This window comes from Pseudomonas sp. zfem005, assembly GCF_032621735.1.
GTDB classification, from domain to species: domain Bacteria; phylum Pseudomonadota; class Gammaproteobacteria; order Pseudomonadales; family Pseudomonadaceae; genus Metapseudomonas; species Metapseudomonas solani.
On sequence record NZ_JAVYJE010000001.1, the window covers coordinates 214448 to 231244 of the forward strand.

Genomic DNA, 16797 nt, shown 5'->3' on the forward strand with positions numbered 1-16797 from the left:
AAGCTGCAGGAGCTACTTGAGCGAGGCGATGGCCGTCTCGGCGCCGTTCTTGCCGTCGAAGGTGGTCACCCCGGCGAGCCAGGCCTTGACCACGTCGGGGTTGGCCTTGATCCATTCGCGGGCGACCTTGGCCGGCGCCTCGCGCTCCATGATCGGCTGCATCAGGCGGCTCTCCTGCTCGCTGGTGAAGCGCAGGTTGGTGAGCAGGCGGTCGGCGTTGGGGCAGCGCTGGGCGAAGTCCGGCGCGGTGACGGTGGAGACGGTGGCGGCGCCGTCGTTGGGGCCGAACACGTCATGGCTGCCGGTGAGGTAGGTGATCGGCATCTGGATGTTCATCGGGTGCGGCTTCCAGCCGAAGAACACCACCGGCTTGTGGTTCTTCACCGCCCGCGACACGGCGGTGAGCATGGCCGCCTCGCTGGACTCCACCAGCTTGAAGCCGCCGAGGCCGAACTGGTTCTCGTCGATCATCTTCTTGATCGCCATGTTGGCCCCGGAACCGGATTCGATGCCGTAGATCTTGCCGTCCAGCTGGTCCTTGTAGCGGGCGATGTCGGCGAAGGTCTTCAGCCCCTCTTCCGCCGTGTAGGTGGGCACCGCGAGCACGGCCACGGCATCCTCCAGGGACGGCTTGGGCGCCACCTTCACCGAGGCGCTGTCGAGGAAGGGCTGGATGTTGTCGTCCATGATCGGCTTCCAGTAGCCGAGGAACACATCCACCTGCTTCTTCTGGATGCCGGCGAAGATGATCTGCTGCGACGCCTGGGTCTGGGTGGTTTCGTAGCCGAGGCCGGCCAGCAGCTCGGAGGCCACGGCGGTGGTGGCGACCACGTCGGTCCAGCCGACCGCGCCGATGCGGATCTTCTGGCAACTGGCGTCGTCCGCCGCCAGCAGGGTGGAACTGAACAGGGTGAGAAGACAGCAACCCGCGAGTGCGTTGAGACCTTTCATCGAATGCTCCCCTACAGCCATACGGTTATCGGGCCACGCGGCCCGTCTGTTGTTGTGCCGGGGCTCTTGGCGCCCCGCCGTTCGCGGGCCCTGTTGCACCCGTGGCAGCCAGATTACGCAACGCCAAACCGGCCAAATCGAACTAAAACGACCGAATGTTGAACGGGAACGACCTCCTGCATTGCCTTGCGCGCCATCCTGCCTTCTAGTGTGGTGATGCCCCGAGAGGATGCCTTCCATGCCCCAGACCCTGTGGTTCCTCCTGCTGCCCGGTTTTTCCATGATGGGCCTGATGTCCGCCATCGAGCCCCTGCGCGTGGCCAACCGCTTCCGTGGCGAACTCTACCGCTGGCGCCTGCTGAGCGTGGACGGCGGCGCGGTGCAAGGCAGCAACGGCATGTCCCTCAACGTCGACGCGGGGCTGGAGCGTCCCGGCGCCAGCGACAGCCTGTTCGTGGTGGCCGGCTTCGAACCCCTGGCCAGCTTCACCCCGCGCCTGGCCCACTGGCTCAAGCGCGCCGACCTCGATGGCGCCACCCTCGGCGGCATCGACACCGGCAGCTTCGTGCTCGCCGAGGCCGGCCTCTTCGCCCGCCAGCGCCTGACCCTGCACTGGGAGGCCATCGACGCCTTCCAGGAGCGCTACCCCGGCCTGTTGCCGACCCAGGAGCTGTTCGAAATCGATGGCCGCCGCATTACCAGCGCCGGCGGCACCGCCACCCTCGACCTGATGCTCACCCTGATCGGCCGCGACCACGGCGACGAACTGGCGGTGGAGGTCTCCGAGCAGTTCGTCCTCGGTCGCATCCGCACCCGCCAGGATCACCAGCGCATGCAGATCACGCGTCGCTACGGCGTGCACAACCGCAAGCTGGTGCAGGTGATCGGCGAGATGGAGCGCCACAGCGAGCAGCCCCTGGGCTCCGCCGAGCTGGCCGCCCTGGTGGGTGTCACCCCGCGCCAGCTGGAGCGCCTGTTCCGCCTGCACCTGGATGACACGCCGTCCGGCTTCTACCTGGCCCTGCGCCTGGAGAAGGCCCGCCAGCTGCTGCGCCAGACCGACATGGGCGTGCTGGAGATCGGCCTCGCCTGCGGCTTCGAATCCTCTTCCTATTTCTCCCGCTGCTACCGCAACCGCTTCGCCGCCTGTCCCAGCCAAGACCGCCACGAACACCCGGCCAGCGAAGCGACGCCACCCGGCACGCACACGCAACGCCCGACACGATCAACGACGGATCAGCGCATCTGAACGCAGATCGGTGCCGTTCACCCCGCACTCCCCATCGCCCCCGTGCGCGTCGGCCAACCCCGCGGCCAACCGTCTTGCCCATCCACGACCCCGCATTGACGCTTTCGGCAATACCCCGGTCGTTTTTGCGCGATAGCGCCGAAAGCCCCGGCGATATGCTCGGTTCAAAGCGCCGGCAGAAGATTCGGCGCGCCAAGAATCAAAAGGGGACAGCCTGATGAGCCCAGCCGAATTGCACGCCGACAGCATCGTCATCGATGGCCTGATCATCGCAAAATGGAACCGCGAACTCTTCGAGGACATGCGCAAGGGCGGCCTGACTGCGGCCAACTGCACCGTCTCCGTCTGGGAAGGCTTCCAGGCCACGGTGAACAACATCGCCGCCAGCCAGAAGCTGATCCGCGAGAACAGCGACCTGGTGATGCCCGTGCGCACCACGGCGGACATCCGCAAGGCCAAGGAACAGGGCAAGACCGGCATCCTCTTCGGCTTCCAGAACGCCCACGCCTTCGAAGACCAGATCGGCTACGTCGAGGTGTTCAAGCAGCTCGGCGTCGGCATCGTGCAGCTGTGCTACAACACCCAGAACCTGGTGGGTACCGGCTGCTACGAGCGCGATGGCGGGCTCTCCGGCTTCGGTCGCGAGATCGTCGCCGAGATGAACCGCGTCGGCGTCATGTGCGACCTCTCCCACGTCGGCTCCAAGACCTCCGAGGAAGTCATCCTCGAATCGAAGAAGCCCGTCTGCTACTCCCACTGCCTGCCGTCGGGCCTCAAGGAACATCCGCGCAACAAGTCCGATGAAGAGCTGAAGTTCATCGCCGACCACGGCGGCTTCGTCGGCGTGACCATGTTCGCGCCCTTCCTCGCCAAGGGCATCGACTCCACCATCGACGACTATGCCGAGGCCATCGAATACACGATGAACATCGTCGGCGAGGACGCCATCGGCATCGGCACCGACTTCACCCAGGGCCACGGCCAGGACTTCTTCGAGTACCTGACCCACGACAAGGGCTACGCCCGGCGCCTGACCAACTTCGGCAAGATCATCAACCCGCTGGGCATCCGCACCGTGGGCGAATTCCCCAACCTCACCGAAACCCTGCTCAAACGCGGCCACAGCGAACGCGTGGTGCGCAAGATCATGGGCGAGAACTGGGTGAATGTCCTCAAGGACGTCTGGGGCGAATGACGCCGGCCCGAACCGAACACGAACGTAGGGTGGATGACGCTCTTTTCATCCACCAGCCCACCGCGCGGTGGCTCATCTCTGCGGCGGATGACTGAAGCACCATCCGCCCGATACCTGACCTGAATTCGGAGTTATCCACATGGCCAAACACGTCCCCGAACTGCCCATCGAAGTCGACAGCGAAACCGGCGTCTGGACCAGCGACGCGCTGCCCATGCTCTATGTGCCGCGGCATTTCTTCGTCAACAACCACATCGGCATCGAAGAGGTGCTGGGCGCCGACGCCTATGCCGAGATCCTCTACAAGGCCGGCTACAAGTCCGCCTGGCACTGGTGCGAGAAAGAAGCCGAATGCCACGGCCTGGAAGGCGTCGCGGTGTTCGAGCACTACATGAAGCGCCTGTCCCAGCGCGGCTGGGGCCTGTTCAAGATCCAGGACATCGACCTCGACAAGGGCACCGCCAGCGTCAAGCTCGAGCACTCCGCCTTCGTCTACGTCTACGGCAAGGTCGGGCGCAAGGTCGACTACATGTTCACCGGCTGGTTCGCCGGGGCCATGGACCAGATCCTGGCCGCGCGCGGCAGCAGCATCCGCACCGTCGCCGAGCAGGTCTACAGCGGCTCGGAAGCAGGCCACGACGATGGCCTGTTCACCGTCAAACCCCTCTGAGGCGAGGCACGGCATCATGGCGTTCGAAGCAATGTTCCAGCCGATCCAGATCGGCAAACTGACCATCCGCAACCGCGTGCTCAGTACCGCCCACGCCGAGGTCATCGCCACCGATGGCGGCATGACCACCGAGCGCTACGTGAAGTACTACGAGGAGAAGGCCAAGGGCGGCATCGGCCTGGCCATCTGCGGCGGCTCGTCGGTGGTCTCCAGCGACAGCCCGCAGCAGTGGTGGAGTTCGGTGAACCTCTCCACCGACCGCATCATCCCGCACTTCCAGAACCTCGCCGACGCCATGCACAAGCACGGCGCCAAGATCATGATCCAGATAACCCACATGGGCCGGCGTTCGCGCTGGGACGGCTTCAACTGGCCGACCCTGATGTCGCCTTCCGGTATTCGTGAGCCCGTGCACCGCGCCACCTGCAAGACCATCGAGATCGAAGAGATCTGGCGCGTCATCGGCGACTTCGCCCAGGCTGCGCGCCGCGCCAAGGCCGGCGGCCTGGACGGCGTCGAGCTCTCCGCCGTGCACCAGCACATGATCGACCAGTTCTGGAGCCCGCGCGTCAACAAGCGTACCGACGAATGGGGTGGCACCTTCGAAGGCCGCATGAAATTCGGCCTGGAAGTGCTCAAGGCGGTGCGCGAGGAAGTCGGCCCCGACTTCTGCGTGGGCCTGCGCATCTCCGGTGACGAATTCCACCCGGACGGCCTGTCCCACGAGGACATGAAGCAGATCGCCAAGTACTACTGCGACACCGGCATGCTCGACTTCATCGGCGTGGTCGGCTCCGGCGCCGACACCCACAACACCCTGGCCAACGTCATCCCCAACATGAGCTTCCCGCCGGAGCCCTTCCTGCACCTGGCGGCCGGCATCAAGGAAGTGGTCAACGTCCCGGTGCTGCACGCGCAGAACATCAAAGACCCGAACCAGGCCACGCGCATCCTCGAAGGCGGCTACGTCGACATGGTCGGCATGACCCGCGCCCACATCGCCGACCCGCACCTGATCGCCAAGATCAAGATGGGCCAGGTGGACCAGATCAAGCAGTGCGTCGGCGCCAACTACTGCATCGACCGCCAGTACCAGGGCCTGGACGTGCTGTGCATCCAGAACGCCGCCACCACCCGTGAGTACATGGGCCTGCCGCACATCATCGAGAAGACCACCGGCAAGAAGCGCAAGGTGGTCATCGTCGGGGGCGGCCCGGCCGGCATGGAAGCGGCACGCGTCGCCGCCGAACGCGGCCACGACGTGACCCTGTTCGAGAAGAAGGACCAGCTCGGCGGGCAGATCAGCATCGCCGCCAAGGCACCGCAGCGCGACCAGATCGCCGGCATCACCCGCTGGTACCAGCTGGAGATCGCCCGCCTCGGCGTCGACCTGCGCCTGGGCACCGGTGCCGATGTGGATACCATCCTCGATCTGCGCCCGGACATCGTCGTCCTGGCCAACGGCGGCCATCCCTTCATCGAGCAGAACGAACACTGGGGCGCAGCGGAAGGCCTGGTGGTCAGCGCCTGGGACATCCTCGACGGCAAGGTCGCGCCCGGCCGCAACGTGCTGGTCTACGACACCATCTGCGAGTTCGGCGGCATGTCGGCGGCGGACTACCTGTCCGAGAAGGGCTCCCAGGTCGAGATCGTCACCGACGACACCAAGCCCGGCGTCGCCATGGGCGGCACCACCTTCCCCACCTACTACCGCAGCATGTACCCCAAGGAAGTGATCATGACCGGCGACCTGGTGCTGGAGAAGGTCTACCGCGAGGGCGACAAGCTGGTGGCGCTGCTGGAGAACGAATACACCGGCGCCCGCGAGGAACGCGTAGTCGACCAGGTCGTCATCGAAAACGGCGTGCGCCCCGACGAGAGCCTGTACTACGCGCTCAAGCAGGGCTCGCGCAACAAGGGCCAGATCGACGTCGACGCACTGTTCGAGATCCGCCCGCAGCCCTGCCTGGCCGAAACCGGCGACGGCTACCTGCTGTTCCGCATCGGCGACTGCGGCGCACCGCGCAACGTGCACGCGGCGATCTACGACGCCCTGCGGTTGTGCAAGGACTTCTAAGAAGCTTGAAGCTGGAGGCCTGAAGCTTGAAGCCAAGAGCGGCACACACCGCTTCCAGCTTCCAGCTTCCGGCTTCCAGCTCCCCAACCGGGTGAGCTGCAATGCTGAACACTATTCTCCCCATCCTGCTCTTCGTCGCCCTGGCACTGGCCGTACTCGGCGCCGCCAAGCGCTTCCTCATGTGGCGCCGGGGCCGGCCGGCGAAGGTCGACTGGCTGGGTGGCCTGCTGGCCATGCCGCGCCGCTACCTGGTGGACCTGCACCACGTGGTCGAGCGCGACACGTACATGTCCAAGACCCACGTGGCCACGGCCGGCGGCTTCGTCCTGGCGGCGCTGCTGGCGATCCTCGTGCATGGTTTCGGGCTGCACAGCCGCATCCTCGGCTTCGCCCTGCTGGGTGCCACGGCGCTGATGTTCGTGGGCGCGCTGTTCGTCGCCAAGCGCCGCCTCGACCCGCCCTCGCGGCTGTCGAAAGGCCCCTGGATGCGCCTGCCGAAGAGCCTGCTGATGTTCGCCGCGAGCTTCTTCATCGCCACCCTGCCGGTGGCCGGCATCCTCCCGGCCGGCTTCGGCGGCTGGTTCCTCGCGGCCATCCTCGCCGTCGGCGTGGCCTGGGGCGTGTCCGAGCTGTTCTTCGGCATGACCTGGGGCGGGCCGATGAAGCACGCCTTCGCCGGTGCCCTGCACCTGGCTTGGCACCGCCGCGCCGAACGCTTCGGCGGCGGCCGTTCCACCGGCCTCAAAGCCCTGGACCTGGCCGACCCGAGCGCGCCCCTGGGCGTGGAGAAGCCCACCGACTTCACCTGGAACCAGCTGCTCGGCTTCGACGCCTGCGTGCAGTGCGGCAAGTGCGAGGCCATGTGCCCGGCCTTCGCCGCCGGCCAGCCGCTGAACCCGAAGAAGCTGATCCAGGACATGGTCATCGGCCTGGCCGGCGGCAATGACGCCAACTTCGCCGGCAGCCCCTACCCAGGCAAGCCCCTGGGCGAACACAGCGGCGCCCCGCACCAGCCCATCGTCGCCCTGCAGGGCAAGGCCCTGGTGGACGCCGAGACGCTCTGGTCCTGCACCACCTGCCGCGCCTGCGTCGAGGAGTGCCCGATGATGATCGAGCACGTCGACGCCATCGTCGACATGCGCCGCCACCTCACCCTGGAAAAGGGCGCCACTCCGAACAAGGGCGCCGAGGTGCTGGAAAACCTCATCGCCACCGACAACCCCGGCGGCTTCGCCCCCGGCGGGCGGCTCAACTGGGCGGCGGACCTGAACCTGCCGCTGATGAGCGAGAAGAAACAGGCCGACGTGCTGTTCTGGGTCGGCGACGGCGCCTTCGACATGCGCAACCAGCGCACCCTGCGGGCCTTCGTGAAGATCCTCAAGGCCGCCGCCGTCGACTTCGCGGTGCTCGGCCTGGAAGAGCGCGACAGCGGCGACGTGGCCCGGCGCCTGGGCGACGAAGCCACCTTCCAGCAGCTGGCCCGGCGCAACATCGCCACGCTTTCGCAGTACCGCTTCACGCGCATCGTCAGCTGCGACCCCCACAGCTTCCACGTGCTGAAGAACGAATACGGCGCCCTCGGCGGTCACTACCAGGTGCTGCACCACAGCACCTTCATCGACGAACTGGTACAGGGCGGCGCGCTGAACCTCGGCCAGAGCAAGGCCGGTGCCGTGACCTACCACGACCCCTGCTACCTGGGCCGCTACAACGGCGAGTACGAAGCCCCACGCGCCGTGCTCAAGGCCATCGGCATCGAGGTGAAGGAAATGGCCCGCTCCGGCTTCCGCTCCCGTTGCTGTGGCGGCGGCGGTGGCGCACCGATCACCGACATCCCCGGCAAGCAACGCATCCCCGACATGCGCATGGTCGACATCAAGGAGACCGGCGCCGAGGTGGTGGCCGTGGGTTGCCCGCAATGCACCGCGATGCTCGAAGGCGTGGTCGCGCCGCGCCCGGAGATCAAGGACATCGCCGAGCTGGTGGCCGAGGTGCTGGTCGAGGCCCCGGCAGAAGCGAAGAAGCCGGCAGCGGCGAAACGCGAAGCCGTGGCGGAGGTGCATTGATGCAACGCCTTGCCCACCTGCGCCCCTCCCGCACGGAGATACAACGATGAGCGACATCATCCGCCGCGACCCGCGTGCCGAGCGTATCGCCCGCAATCGCCTGCACCCCCTGCATGCCGCAATGCAGCAGCAGGGCCAGACCCGCTGGATGGGGCCCAACGGCGTCATCCGCAAGAACCCCCACGCCATCGCCGCCGGCTTCATCGGCCCCGCCGGCATCAAGCGCATCGACCGCAGCGGCGCCCAGCAGGGCACCAACAGCAAGCGCAGCGGTGCCAGCGAGGCGGTGCAACTGCCGCTGCATGTGGTGGCGCAACCGGCGTTCTACATCGCCGTGGTGCCGGACATGGTCGGCGGCCGACTCGGCAGCCACGACAAGGACCTGCTCGGCCTGGCCAGCAAGCTCGCAGGCCCGGACGGCGCGGTGGTCGCGGTGCTGTTCGGCGACGACAAGGAAACCGCCTTCGACAGCGCCGGCATCGACCGCATCCTGCGCATCCAGGGCGAGGCCTTCGACGGCTACGCGCCGGAAGCGCGGGTACTGGCCCTGAGCGCGGTGGAAAGCCAGCTAGCCCCGCGCCACTGGCTGCTGCCTGATAGCCGCAGCGGCGGTGGCGAACTGGGTCGGCGCCTGGCCGCCAAGCTCGGCGAGCGCCCCGCCACCCGCGTCTGGCAGGTGGATGGCGAGCACTGCAGCGGTCGCGCCGGTGCCGGTCGCGAGGACTTGGTGCGCGCCACGCCGCGGCTGATCCTGGCCGCCGCCGAGTGCGCCGAGCCGGTCAGCGAGACCCGTCACGAAGCCAGCCCCATCGAGCTGCAGGCCAGCATCGCCCGCAGCCTGCCGCGCATCGAGGACCTCGGCGCGGTGGCCGTGGACCCGGCGCAGATCCCCATGGCCGAGGCCGAATTCATCCTGTCCGGCGGCAACGGCGTGAAGGACTGGGCGCAGTTCCACGAAGCGGCCAAGGTACTGGGCGCCACCGAGGGCGCCTCCCGCGTCGCGGTGGACGACGGCCACATGCCGCGCAACCGCCAGGTCGGCGCCACCGGCACCTGGGTCACCGCGCGGGTCTACCTGGCGGTGGGCATCTCCGGCGCCATCCAGCACCTGCAGGGCATAGGCGCCTGCGACAAGGTGATCGCGGTGAACATGGACCCGGGCTGCGACATGATCAAACGCGCCGATCTCTCGGTGATCGGCGACTCCGGCGCCATCCTCGCCGCACTGATCGAACGGATCACCGCACACCGTCAGGGAGGCGCACGCGATGCCGCATGACGCACTGAACATCGTCGCCCTGGTCTCGGTCGGCGCTCACCCCACCTCCGGCCGCCCACGGCGTGCGGAACAGGACGCGCGGGCCGTGGAACTCGGCCTGCGCCTGGGTGGCGAACGCCTGCAGGTGCTGCACGCCGGCAACCCGCGCGAGGAGGCCCTGCGCGCCTACCTGGGCATGGGCCTGGCGCAGATCGCCGTGCTCGAACAACCCGCCCAGGCCGACGCGCTACCCGCCCTGGCCGATTACCTCGCCGAGGCCGGTGCGCAACTGGTGCTCACCGGCAGCCAGGCGGAAACCGGCGAAGGCTCGGGCATGCTGCCCTTCCTGCTGGCCGAGCGGCTCGGCTGGCCGCTGGTGGTGGGCCTGGCCGAAGTGGAGAAGGTGGAGAACGGCGTGGCCCAGGTGCTGCAAGCCCTGCCCCGTGGCCAGCGGCGCCGCCTGCGGGTGCGCCTGCCGTTTCTCGCCAGCGTCGACAACGCCGCCCCGGTGGGACGCCAGAGTGCCTTCGGCCCGGCGCGACGCGGCACGCTCAAGGCCTGCGACGTCGAGGTGGTTGAAGACGCGCTGCTGGCCGAGGCACGCTTGCAGCCGGCACGGCCCAGGCCCAAGCGCCTCAAGGTGATCAAGGCCAAGACCGGCGCCGAGCGCATGAAGGCGGCCACGGCCAAGGCTTCAGGCGGGGGCGGCAAGGTGCTCAAGGACCTGTCGCCAGACGAGGGTGCCGAGGCTATCTTCAAGCTGTTGATGGAAGAAGGAGTGCTGCGCTGACGCGCAGCCCGATGACCGGAGGAGACAGGCCATGATGCATGCCGATCTGATCGACCAGGAAGATTTCCGCGAGCGCCTGGTGGCGCTGGGGCTGGCCATTCCCTCGGGGGTGAGCGCCGAACAGGCCTGCGAACACGCCGTAAGCGGCCTCAGCCCCGAACGCGCCGTGGCCCTGCGGCGCCTGGTGGAGGAACTGCTGGGAGGCCGCGCCACCCTGCTGCCCAACGTGCGCGAGGCCATCTCCCGTACCCTGCTGCCGGCGCTGGTACCGCGCTGATCCACCCGCCACGAAAAAGGGCGCCGATGGCGCCCTTTTTCATGCCCGGAACCCATGCACACAGCCCCGTAGGATGGCGTAGAGCGAAGCGAAACCCATCACTCTCGGGCACAGACATGACCCTGGCGCTGGCCGGGCTGCTCGAAAAGCATCGCGAATGAATTCGCTCCCACAAGACTGGAGCCCGCCACCAAGCATTGGCGTCACCTTGTGGGAGCGGTTTCAACCGCGAAGAGCCGAGGCACGTCGGTAGGATTGAAATGACCGGGGCCGCCAGGCGGCCCCGGTGCAAGGCTTACAAGCGCACGCTGGCGAAGGTGGACTCGCCCTGGGCGCGGGTGAGAGCCGCCATGGCGGTGGAGGACGAAGGCCGCATCAGGTCTTCCGGCATGGGCACCAGCGCCACCACGTTGGCGTTCTGGTTGGCGCGCTCGTCACGCGGCGGGATGCCGAAGTACTCGCGGTAGCACTTGGAGAAGTGCGGCGTGGAGACGAAGCCACACACCGAGGCCACTTCGATGATCGACATCGCCGTCTGCTTGAGCAGCTGGCGCGCGCGGATCAGGCGCAGCTTCAGGTAGTAGCGCGACGGCGAGCAGTGCAGGTACTTCTGGAACAGGCGCTCCAGCTGGCGGCGGGACACGTCGACGTAGCAGGCCAGTTCGTCCAGATCGATGGGCTCCTCGAGGTTGGCCTCCATCAGCGCGACGATTTCCTGCAGCTTCGGCTGGTTGGTGCCGAGCATGTGCTTGAGCGGCACGCGCTGGTGGTCCTGCTCGTTGCGGATGCGCTCGTAGATGAACATCTCGGAGATCGCCGCCGCCAGTTCGCGGCCGTGCTCGCGGGCGATCAGGTGCAACATCATGTCCATCGGCGCGGTGCCGCCGGAGGAGGTGTTGCGGTTGCGGTCGATGGAGAACAGGCGGGTGGTAATGGCGGCGCGGGGGAAGGCCTCCTGCATCGCCGCCAGGCATTCCCAGTGCACGCTGCAGTCGTAGCCATCGAGCAGGCCGGCCTTGGCCAGCGCCCAGCTGCCGGTGCACACGGCGCCGAGTTGGCGGCCCTGGCGCGCCTGGGATTGCAGCCACTGCAGGTGTTCACGGGTAACGCTGTGCTGGATATCGACGCCGCCGCAGACGATCACCGCATCCAGTGCCGGGGCGTTCTCCAGGCCCGCATCGGGAGTGATCTGCAAGCCATCGCTGGCGCTTACCGGCAGGCCCGTCTGGGTCAGGGTGAACCAGCGGTAGAGCTCCTTGCCGGACAGCTGGTTGGCCATGCGCAGCGGTTCCACTGCCGAGGCCAGGGAGATCAGGGTGAAGTTGTCCAGCAGCAGGAAGCCGATGGATTGGGGTGCGCGGTTCTGGGGCTGGGAGCCCTGGTTGGACTGTGACATCTGAAAACCCTCACGCTAAACACGCTGTGAACCTTCGTTGCGAGGTTCTCTTCTTATGGTTCTGGTACGGCGACTGACCCAGACGGTTGCCCCTGATACGAGGCAAAGGTCATGCCTAAATTGTTCAGCCGTTCAATAAAAATGCATAAGCGCATCCAAACCCCATGCCAGCGGGGCTAGGCGAGAGCGACAGAAATATTCTGTTAACGACCGCCAGGCCGCGTGAATCCTGGGGTCTGGGGCATTAGGTAGCACCCGCTGGTGGTGCCGTTGTCACCCCGCTACATCCAGGAATACCGGGCGTAACAGACGGACGGCAGCGCAGGTGACCGAATGGTCACGCGGGGCGCTGGCAGCGCCCCGGGGCGTCGCACCAAAAGCTGGCAAGGCGACGCGCCGGGGAGCGAAAGCGGGTCAGCATTCGATGGCGCTGACGGCCAGGCCGCCGCGCGAGGTTTCCTTGTACTTGTCGTGCATGTCCGCGCCGGTATCGCGCATGGTGCGGATCACCTGGTCGAGGGAGATGAAGTGCTCGCCGTCGCCGCGCAAGGCCATCTGTGCCGCGTTGATGGCCTTCACCGCTGCGATGGCATTGCGCTCGATGCAGGGCACCTGCACCAGCCCGCCCACCGGGTCGCAGGTGAGCCCGAGATTGTGCTCCAGGCCGATCTCGGCGGCGTTCTCCAGCTGTTCCGGGGTAGCACCGAGCACTTCGGCCAGGCCGGCGGCGGCCATGGCGCAGGCCGAACCGACCTCGCCCTGGCAGCCCACCTCGGCGCCGGAGATGGACGCGTTCTTCTTGCACAGGATGCCCACGGCGGCGGCGCCCAGCAGGTAGTCCACCACGTCGCCGTCGGAGGCCTCGGGGTTGAACTTCATGTAGTAGTGCAGCACCGCCGGGATGATGCCCGCCGCGCCATTGGTGGGCGCGGTGACCATGCGCCCGCCGGCGGCATTCTCCTCGTTCACCGCCAGGGCGAAGAGGTTGACCCACTCCATGGCGCTCATGGTCGAGCCGATGACGTTGGGTTTGCCCAGTTCCTGCAGGCTGCGGTGCAGCCTGGCGGCGCGGCGACGCACATTGAGGCCGCCGGGCAGGATGCCTTCCTGGCTCAGGCCGTTGTCCACGCATTCGCGCATGGCGTCCCACAGGCGCAGCAGCCCGGCGCGGATATCCACCTCGCTGCGCCAGGCCTTCTCGTTGGCCAGCATCAGTTCGGAAACCCGCAAGCCATGGCGCTTGCACAGCTGCAGCAGCTCCTCGGCGCTGGAGAAGTCATAGGGCAGCCGGGTGTGGTCCTGGTCGAGCTGGCCTGCGGCGGCCTGCTCGGCATCGACGACGAAGCCGCCGCCGACGGAATAGTAGGTGTCGCGGTGCAGCTCGCCGTCCTCGCCGACGGCCACCAGGGTCATGGCGTTGGGGTGGTAGGGCAGGTTCTCGTCGAGCAGGCGCATGTCACGCTGCCAGTCGAAGGGCACCGGCAGGCGGCCATCCAGCGGCAAGGTGCCGCTGGCAAGCAGCTCGGCGATGCGCGGGGCGATCTGCTTGGGGTCGATGCGGTCCGGCCACTCGCCCATCAGGCCCATGATCACGGCGCGGTCGGTGCCATGGCCGATGCCGGTGGCGGAAAGCGAGCCGTAGAGGTTCACCTCCAGGCGCGTCACCCGCTCCAGCAACTGGCGCTCACGCAGGGCGCCGACGAAGAGCACCGCAGCGCGCATGGGGCCGACGGTATGGGAACTGGAAGGACCGATACCGATCTTGAACAGGTCGAACACGCTGATAGCCACGATGGTCTCCGCGACGGGTGATGGGGCGTCGCCGACATCATCTGCATTTCCGCCGCGAGCCGGCGTCCCACACCGACCCGCTCGTGTCCAAATACGCCGCGGCGTCGTGGATGAAAAAGCGACAGCACCTTCCTGCTTGCGACCTGCTTCGTAGAAGCCCGCACGACTTCGTCACATGATCCGGGCGCACCCGCACCGGCCAGCAGCAGTCCGTTCGCCGCGCGGACAGGCGATCGCCATCCCCTCGACTCTGCTGTGGAAGTCCCCATGAACCCATTGATCCCCCGGTTCCTGGCCGTAGCGCTCTGCACCCCGCTGCTGGCACAGGCCGCCGTTGAACCGGAATCCTGCAAGACCGTCCGTTTCGCCGATGTCGGCTGGACCGATATCACCGTCACCACCGCCGTCACCCGCTACGTGCTCGCCGAGCTCGGCTACAGCACCCAGGTCAAGCGGCTCTCGGTGCCCGACACCTACAAGGCGCTGTCGGAAAAGAAGATCGACGTGTTCCTCGGCAACTGGATGCCGAGCATGGAAAACGACATCGCGCCCTACCGCGAGAACGGCAGCGTGGACACCCTCGGTGCCAACCTCAAGGGCGCCAAGTACACCCTGGCGGTCAACCAGGCCGCCTATGACGGCGGCCTGAAAAGCTTCGCCGACCTGGCAAAGTTCAAGAAGGAACTGGGCGGCAAGCTCTACGGCATCGAGCCTGGCAACGATGGGAACAAGTTGATCCAGAAGATGATCGACGACAAGGCGTTCGGCCTCGCCGACTTCAAGCTGGTGGAGTCCAGCGAGAGTGGCATGCTGGCCCAGGTGAAGCGCGCCGAACACCTCAAGCAATGGGTGGTGTTCCTCGGCTGGGAGCCGCACCCGATGAACAACCAGTTCCAGATGCATTACCTGGCTGGCGGCGACGATTACTTCGGCCCCGACTTCGGCGGCGCCACTGTCTACACCAACACCCGCGCCGGTCTGGCCAAGGAATGCCCCAACCTCGGACGCCTGCTGGGCAACCTGGAGTTCAGCCTGGATATGGAGAACCACCTGATGGGGGCCATCCTCAACCAGAGCACCAACCGCCGGCGCGAAGCCAAGGCCTGGCTGAAGGCGCATCCGGAGCAATTGGAGAAGTGGCTGGTGGGCGTCACCACCCGCGACGGGAAAATGGCGAATGCCGCCCTCGGGCTCGCCGCAGCGCCATGAATTTCGCTTTTTCTCGAATCCGCTGTAGCCCCCGGCAGCTCTTGCCTGAGGCCGTGTCAACCCCTGAAACCCGCGCCCTGCGCGGGTTTCAGCACCCCCAACAGGTGAAAAATTTCTGTTATGGTTTTTTTCGGCAACCGGCCTTGTGTCGTCGCCCAACACGTCAGGGTCGTAAACCGACAATTGCCCGGCTACCGAGGCTATATCGTTGACTCAGCCGATTTCGTCGCTGTCCTTTCAAGCCTGAACTGACAGACCTGGGCCCTCAGCCCTGGACCGAAGAACAGAAAACGGCGGAGCCAATGTCTAAGGCGCCCGCCCTACAAGAAATTTCGGATGTACGCACACCTCAGGACGAGGTGTTGATCGACCCAAGGACAGGGTTTCGTAGCACTGCCAGAGGGTTTGGAAAGCGGTTTGCAAAACAGCGGAATGATGGTTAGGAACTCAAGGAATCGAACGCTCGTCCATACACCTCAGGTGTCATGGCGAATCCTCGAATCCGTGCAGTGCCTAGCCCGCTCCGCCGGTCGCGCGATTCTCCTGCCAAGCCCTGGAACCAGTAAACCCACACAGGCAATAACAGTCGGCATCGCCTGTCGGCGCGTCCCCGTGGCGCCCGTCCGGTCCCGTGTAGCTGATCTGGATGTCTACTGAAGGGGAACCATCCCATGCAGTCTGGAAAAATCGTTGTCCAGAACCTCTACAAGGTTTTCGGCCAACAGCCACAAGAAGCCATCGACTTGCTCAAGCAAGGCTGGAGCAAGGAAAGGATCCTCGCCGAACGTGGCGCGGTGATCGGCGTCAGCGACGTGTCGTTCAGCGTCGAGGAAGGCGAGATATTCGTGCTCATGGGCCTCTCCGGTTCGGGCAAGTCCACGCTCATCCGCCTGATCAACCGGCTGATCGAGCCCACCGCCGGTGACGTGTTCATCGACGGCCAGAACGTCGCCAAGCTGCCCAAGGCGCAACTGATCGACCTGCGTCGCCGCGACATGAGCATGGTCTTCCAGTCCTTCGCCCTGATGCCTTCGCGCACCGTGCTGGACAACGCCGCCTTCGGCCTCGAAGTGGCCGGCAAGGGCAAGAAGGAACGCGAGCAGCGCGCCATGGAAGTGCTGGAGCAGGTGGGCCTGGCACCCTTCGCGCAGAAGTACCCCCACGAGCTGTCCGGCGGCATGCAGCAGCGCGTCGGCCTGGCCCGCGCCCTGGCGGTCGACCCCTCGATGATCATCATGGACGAGGCCTTTTCGGCCCTCGACCCGCTCAAGCGCCGCGAGATGCAGGACGTCCTCCTGGCGCTGCAGAAGACCCACCGCCGCACCATCATCTTCGTCTCCCACGATATCGAGGAGGCCATGCGCATCGGCACCCGCATCGGCATCATGGAAGGCGGCAAGCTGGTCCAGGTCGGCACCCCGCAGGAGCTGATCGAGAAGCCCGCCAACGACTACGTGCGCAACTTCTTCGACACCGTCGACACCAGCCGCTACCTCACCGCTGGCCAGCTCAAGTCCGATAGCGTCCCGCTCTACGTGCATAACGGCAAGGCGCCCAACGCCCAGCAGGTGTGCCAGGAGCTGCAGGCGCTGGACAAGCACTACGCCTTCATCGTCGACGAGGACAACAAGTTCCGCGGCTCTATCAGCCTGGAGAAGATCGCCCTGCTGGTGGAAGAAGGCCAGAACAAGTGCCTGGAGCCTGAACTGCTCAAGCACATCGTGCCGGTACCCGAGGACCTTCCGCTGGAACAGGTGATCGAACGCCTGGTGGACAACGAAGGCCCCATCCCTGTCGTCGATCAGGACGGCCATTACTGCGGCGCCATCAGCAAGGGCCGCCTGCTTAGCCGTCTGCAGGGAGAATGA

Annotated in this window: 13 protein-coding genes; 10 read left to right on the forward strand and 3 right to left on the reverse strand. The window is 66.3% G+C overall.

Annotated elements, in window-relative coordinates; all coding sequences use genetic code 11:
- Positions 1–12: 12 nt before the first annotated feature.
- The gene (choX, locus tag RTW82_RS00995; protein WP_021218161.1) at positions 13–951 is read right to left on the reverse strand and encodes a choline ABC transporter substrate-binding protein; all 939 of its coding nucleotides are present in this window, start codon (positions 949–951) and stop codon (positions 13–15) included.
- Between the two features lie 238 nt (positions 952–1189).
- Between choX and RTW82_RS01000 the strand changes: the two genes are divergently transcribed.
- The 8 genes from RTW82_RS01000 (at position 1190) to RTW82_RS01035 (ending at position 10533) form a co-directional block, all read left to right on the forward strand.
- Positions 1190–2200, forward strand: coding sequence for a GlxA family transcriptional regulator (locus tag RTW82_RS01000; protein ID WP_184488466.1), 1011 nt, complete (start codon positions 1190–1192; stop codon positions 2198–2200).
- Between the two features lie 217 nt (positions 2201–2417).
- On the forward strand, positions 2418–3395 hold the full coding sequence (locus RTW82_RS01005) for a dipeptidase (protein ID WP_316924007.1): 978 nt from the start codon (positions 2418–2420) through the stop codon (positions 3393–3395).
- Positions 3396–3534: 139 nt separating this feature from the next.
- Entirely contained in the window at positions 3535–4065 is a 531-nt protein-coding gene (locus tag RTW82_RS01010) for a DUF5943 domain-containing protein (RefSeq protein WP_316924008.1), read from the forward strand.
- Positions 4066–4081: 16 nt separating this feature from the next.
- Complete coding sequence (gene dgcA / locus RTW82_RS01015; RefSeq protein ID WP_031287283.1) at positions 4082–6142, forward strand: dimethylglycine demethylation protein DgcA; 2061 nt, start codon at positions 4082–4084, stop codon at positions 6140–6142.
- 101 nt (positions 6143–6243) lie between these two features.
- Complete coding sequence (gene dgcB / locus RTW82_RS01020; RefSeq protein ID WP_316924009.1) at positions 6244–8208, forward strand: dimethylglycine demethylation protein DgcB; 1965 nt, start codon at positions 6244–6246, stop codon at positions 8206–8208.
- Between the two features lie 46 nt (positions 8209–8254).
- Positions 8255–9487: an electron transfer flavoprotein subunit alpha/FixB family protein gene (locus tag RTW82_RS01025; RefSeq protein ID WP_316924010.1), complete on the forward strand. Its 1233-nt coding sequence runs from the start codon at positions 8255–8257 to the stop codon at positions 9485–9487.
- Positions 9477–10256, forward strand: a complete 780-nt coding sequence (locus tag RTW82_RS01030) for an electron transfer flavoprotein subunit beta (protein WP_021218168.1) — start codon at positions 9477–9479, stop codon at positions 10254–10256. Before RTW82_RS01025 ends, RTW82_RS01030 begins: the two co-directional genes overlap by 11 nt.
- A 31-nt stretch (positions 10257–10287) precedes the next feature.
- Positions 10288–10533 (forward strand): hypothetical protein, encoded by a 246-nt coding sequence (locus tag RTW82_RS01035; RefSeq protein WP_021218169.1) that lies wholly within the window; start codon positions 10288–10290, stop codon positions 10531–10533.
- Positions 10534–10828: 295 nt separating this feature from the next.
- Here the strand turns inward: RTW82_RS01035 and RTW82_RS01040 are convergent, their stop codons facing one another.
- Both RTW82_RS01040 and RTW82_RS01045 read right to left on the reverse strand, forming a co-directional pair.
- On the reverse strand, positions 10829–11929 hold the full coding sequence (locus RTW82_RS01040) for a GlxA family transcriptional regulator (RefSeq protein ID WP_021218170.1): 1101 nt from the start codon (positions 11927–11929) through the stop codon (positions 10829–10831).
- Positions 11930–12343: 414 nt separating this feature from the next.
- Entirely contained in the window at positions 12344–13720 is a 1377-nt protein-coding gene (locus RTW82_RS01045; protein ID WP_316924011.1) for an L-serine ammonia-lyase, read from the reverse strand.
- Positions 13721–13987: 267 nt separating this feature from the next.
- On the opposite strand from RTW82_RS01045, the gene RTW82_RS01050 reads away from it, so the two are divergent.
- Positions 13988–14929: a choline ABC transporter substrate-binding protein gene (locus RTW82_RS01050; RefSeq protein ID WP_043240749.1), complete on the forward strand. Its 942-nt coding sequence runs from the start codon at positions 13988–13990 to the stop codon at positions 14927–14929.
- 671 nt (positions 14930–15600) lie between these two features.
- Positions 15601–16797 (forward strand): glycine betaine/L-proline ABC transporter ATP-binding protein, encoded by a 1197-nt coding sequence (locus tag RTW82_RS01055; protein ID WP_021218173.1) that lies wholly within the window; start codon positions 15601–15603, stop codon positions 16795–16797.

Bases quoted from the DNA above. Each gene is read 5' to 3' on its own strand.
- choX (WP_021218161.1), bottom strand. From the start codon at position 951: ATGAAAGGTCTCAACGCACTCGCGGGTTGCTGTCTTCTCACCCTGTTC.
- RTW82_RS01000 (WP_184488466.1), top strand. From the start codon at position 1,190: ATGCCCCAGACCCTGTGGTTCCTCCTGCTGCCCGGTTTTTCCATGATG.
- RTW82_RS01005 (WP_316924007.1), top strand. From the start codon at position 2,418: ATGAGCCCAGCCGAATTGCACGCCGACAGCATCGTCATCGATGGCCTG.
- RTW82_RS01010 (WP_316924008.1), top strand. From the start codon at position 3,535: ATGGCCAAACACGTCCCCGAACTGCCCATCGAAGTCGACAGCGAAACC.
- dgcA (WP_031287283.1), top strand. From the start codon at position 4,082: ATGGCGTTCGAAGCAATGTTCCAGCCGATCCAGATCGGCAAACTGACC.
- dgcB (WP_316924009.1), top strand. From the start codon at position 6,244: ATGCTGAACACTATTCTCCCCATCCTGCTCTTCGTCGCCCTGGCACTG.
- RTW82_RS01025 (WP_316924010.1), top strand. From the start codon at position 8,255: ATGAGCGACATCATCCGCCGCGACCCGCGTGCCGAGCGTATCGCCCGC.
- RTW82_RS01030 (WP_021218168.1), top strand. From the start codon at position 9,477: ATGCCGCATGACGCACTGAACATCGTCGCCCTGGTCTCGGTCGGCGCT.
- RTW82_RS01035 (WP_021218169.1), top strand. From the start codon at position 10,288: ATGATGCATGCCGATCTGATCGACCAGGAAGATTTCCGCGAGCGCCTG.
- RTW82_RS01040 (WP_021218170.1), bottom strand. From the start codon at position 11,929: ATGTCACAGTCCAACCAGGGCTCCCAGCCCCAGAACCGCGCACCCCAA.
- RTW82_RS01050 (WP_043240749.1), top strand. From the start codon at position 13,988: ATGAACCCATTGATCCCCCGGTTCCTGGCCGTAGCGCTCTGCACCCCG.
- RTW82_RS01055 (WP_021218173.1), top strand. From the start codon at position 15,601: ATGCAGTCTGGAAAAATCGTTGTCCAGAACCTCTACAAGGTTTTCGGC.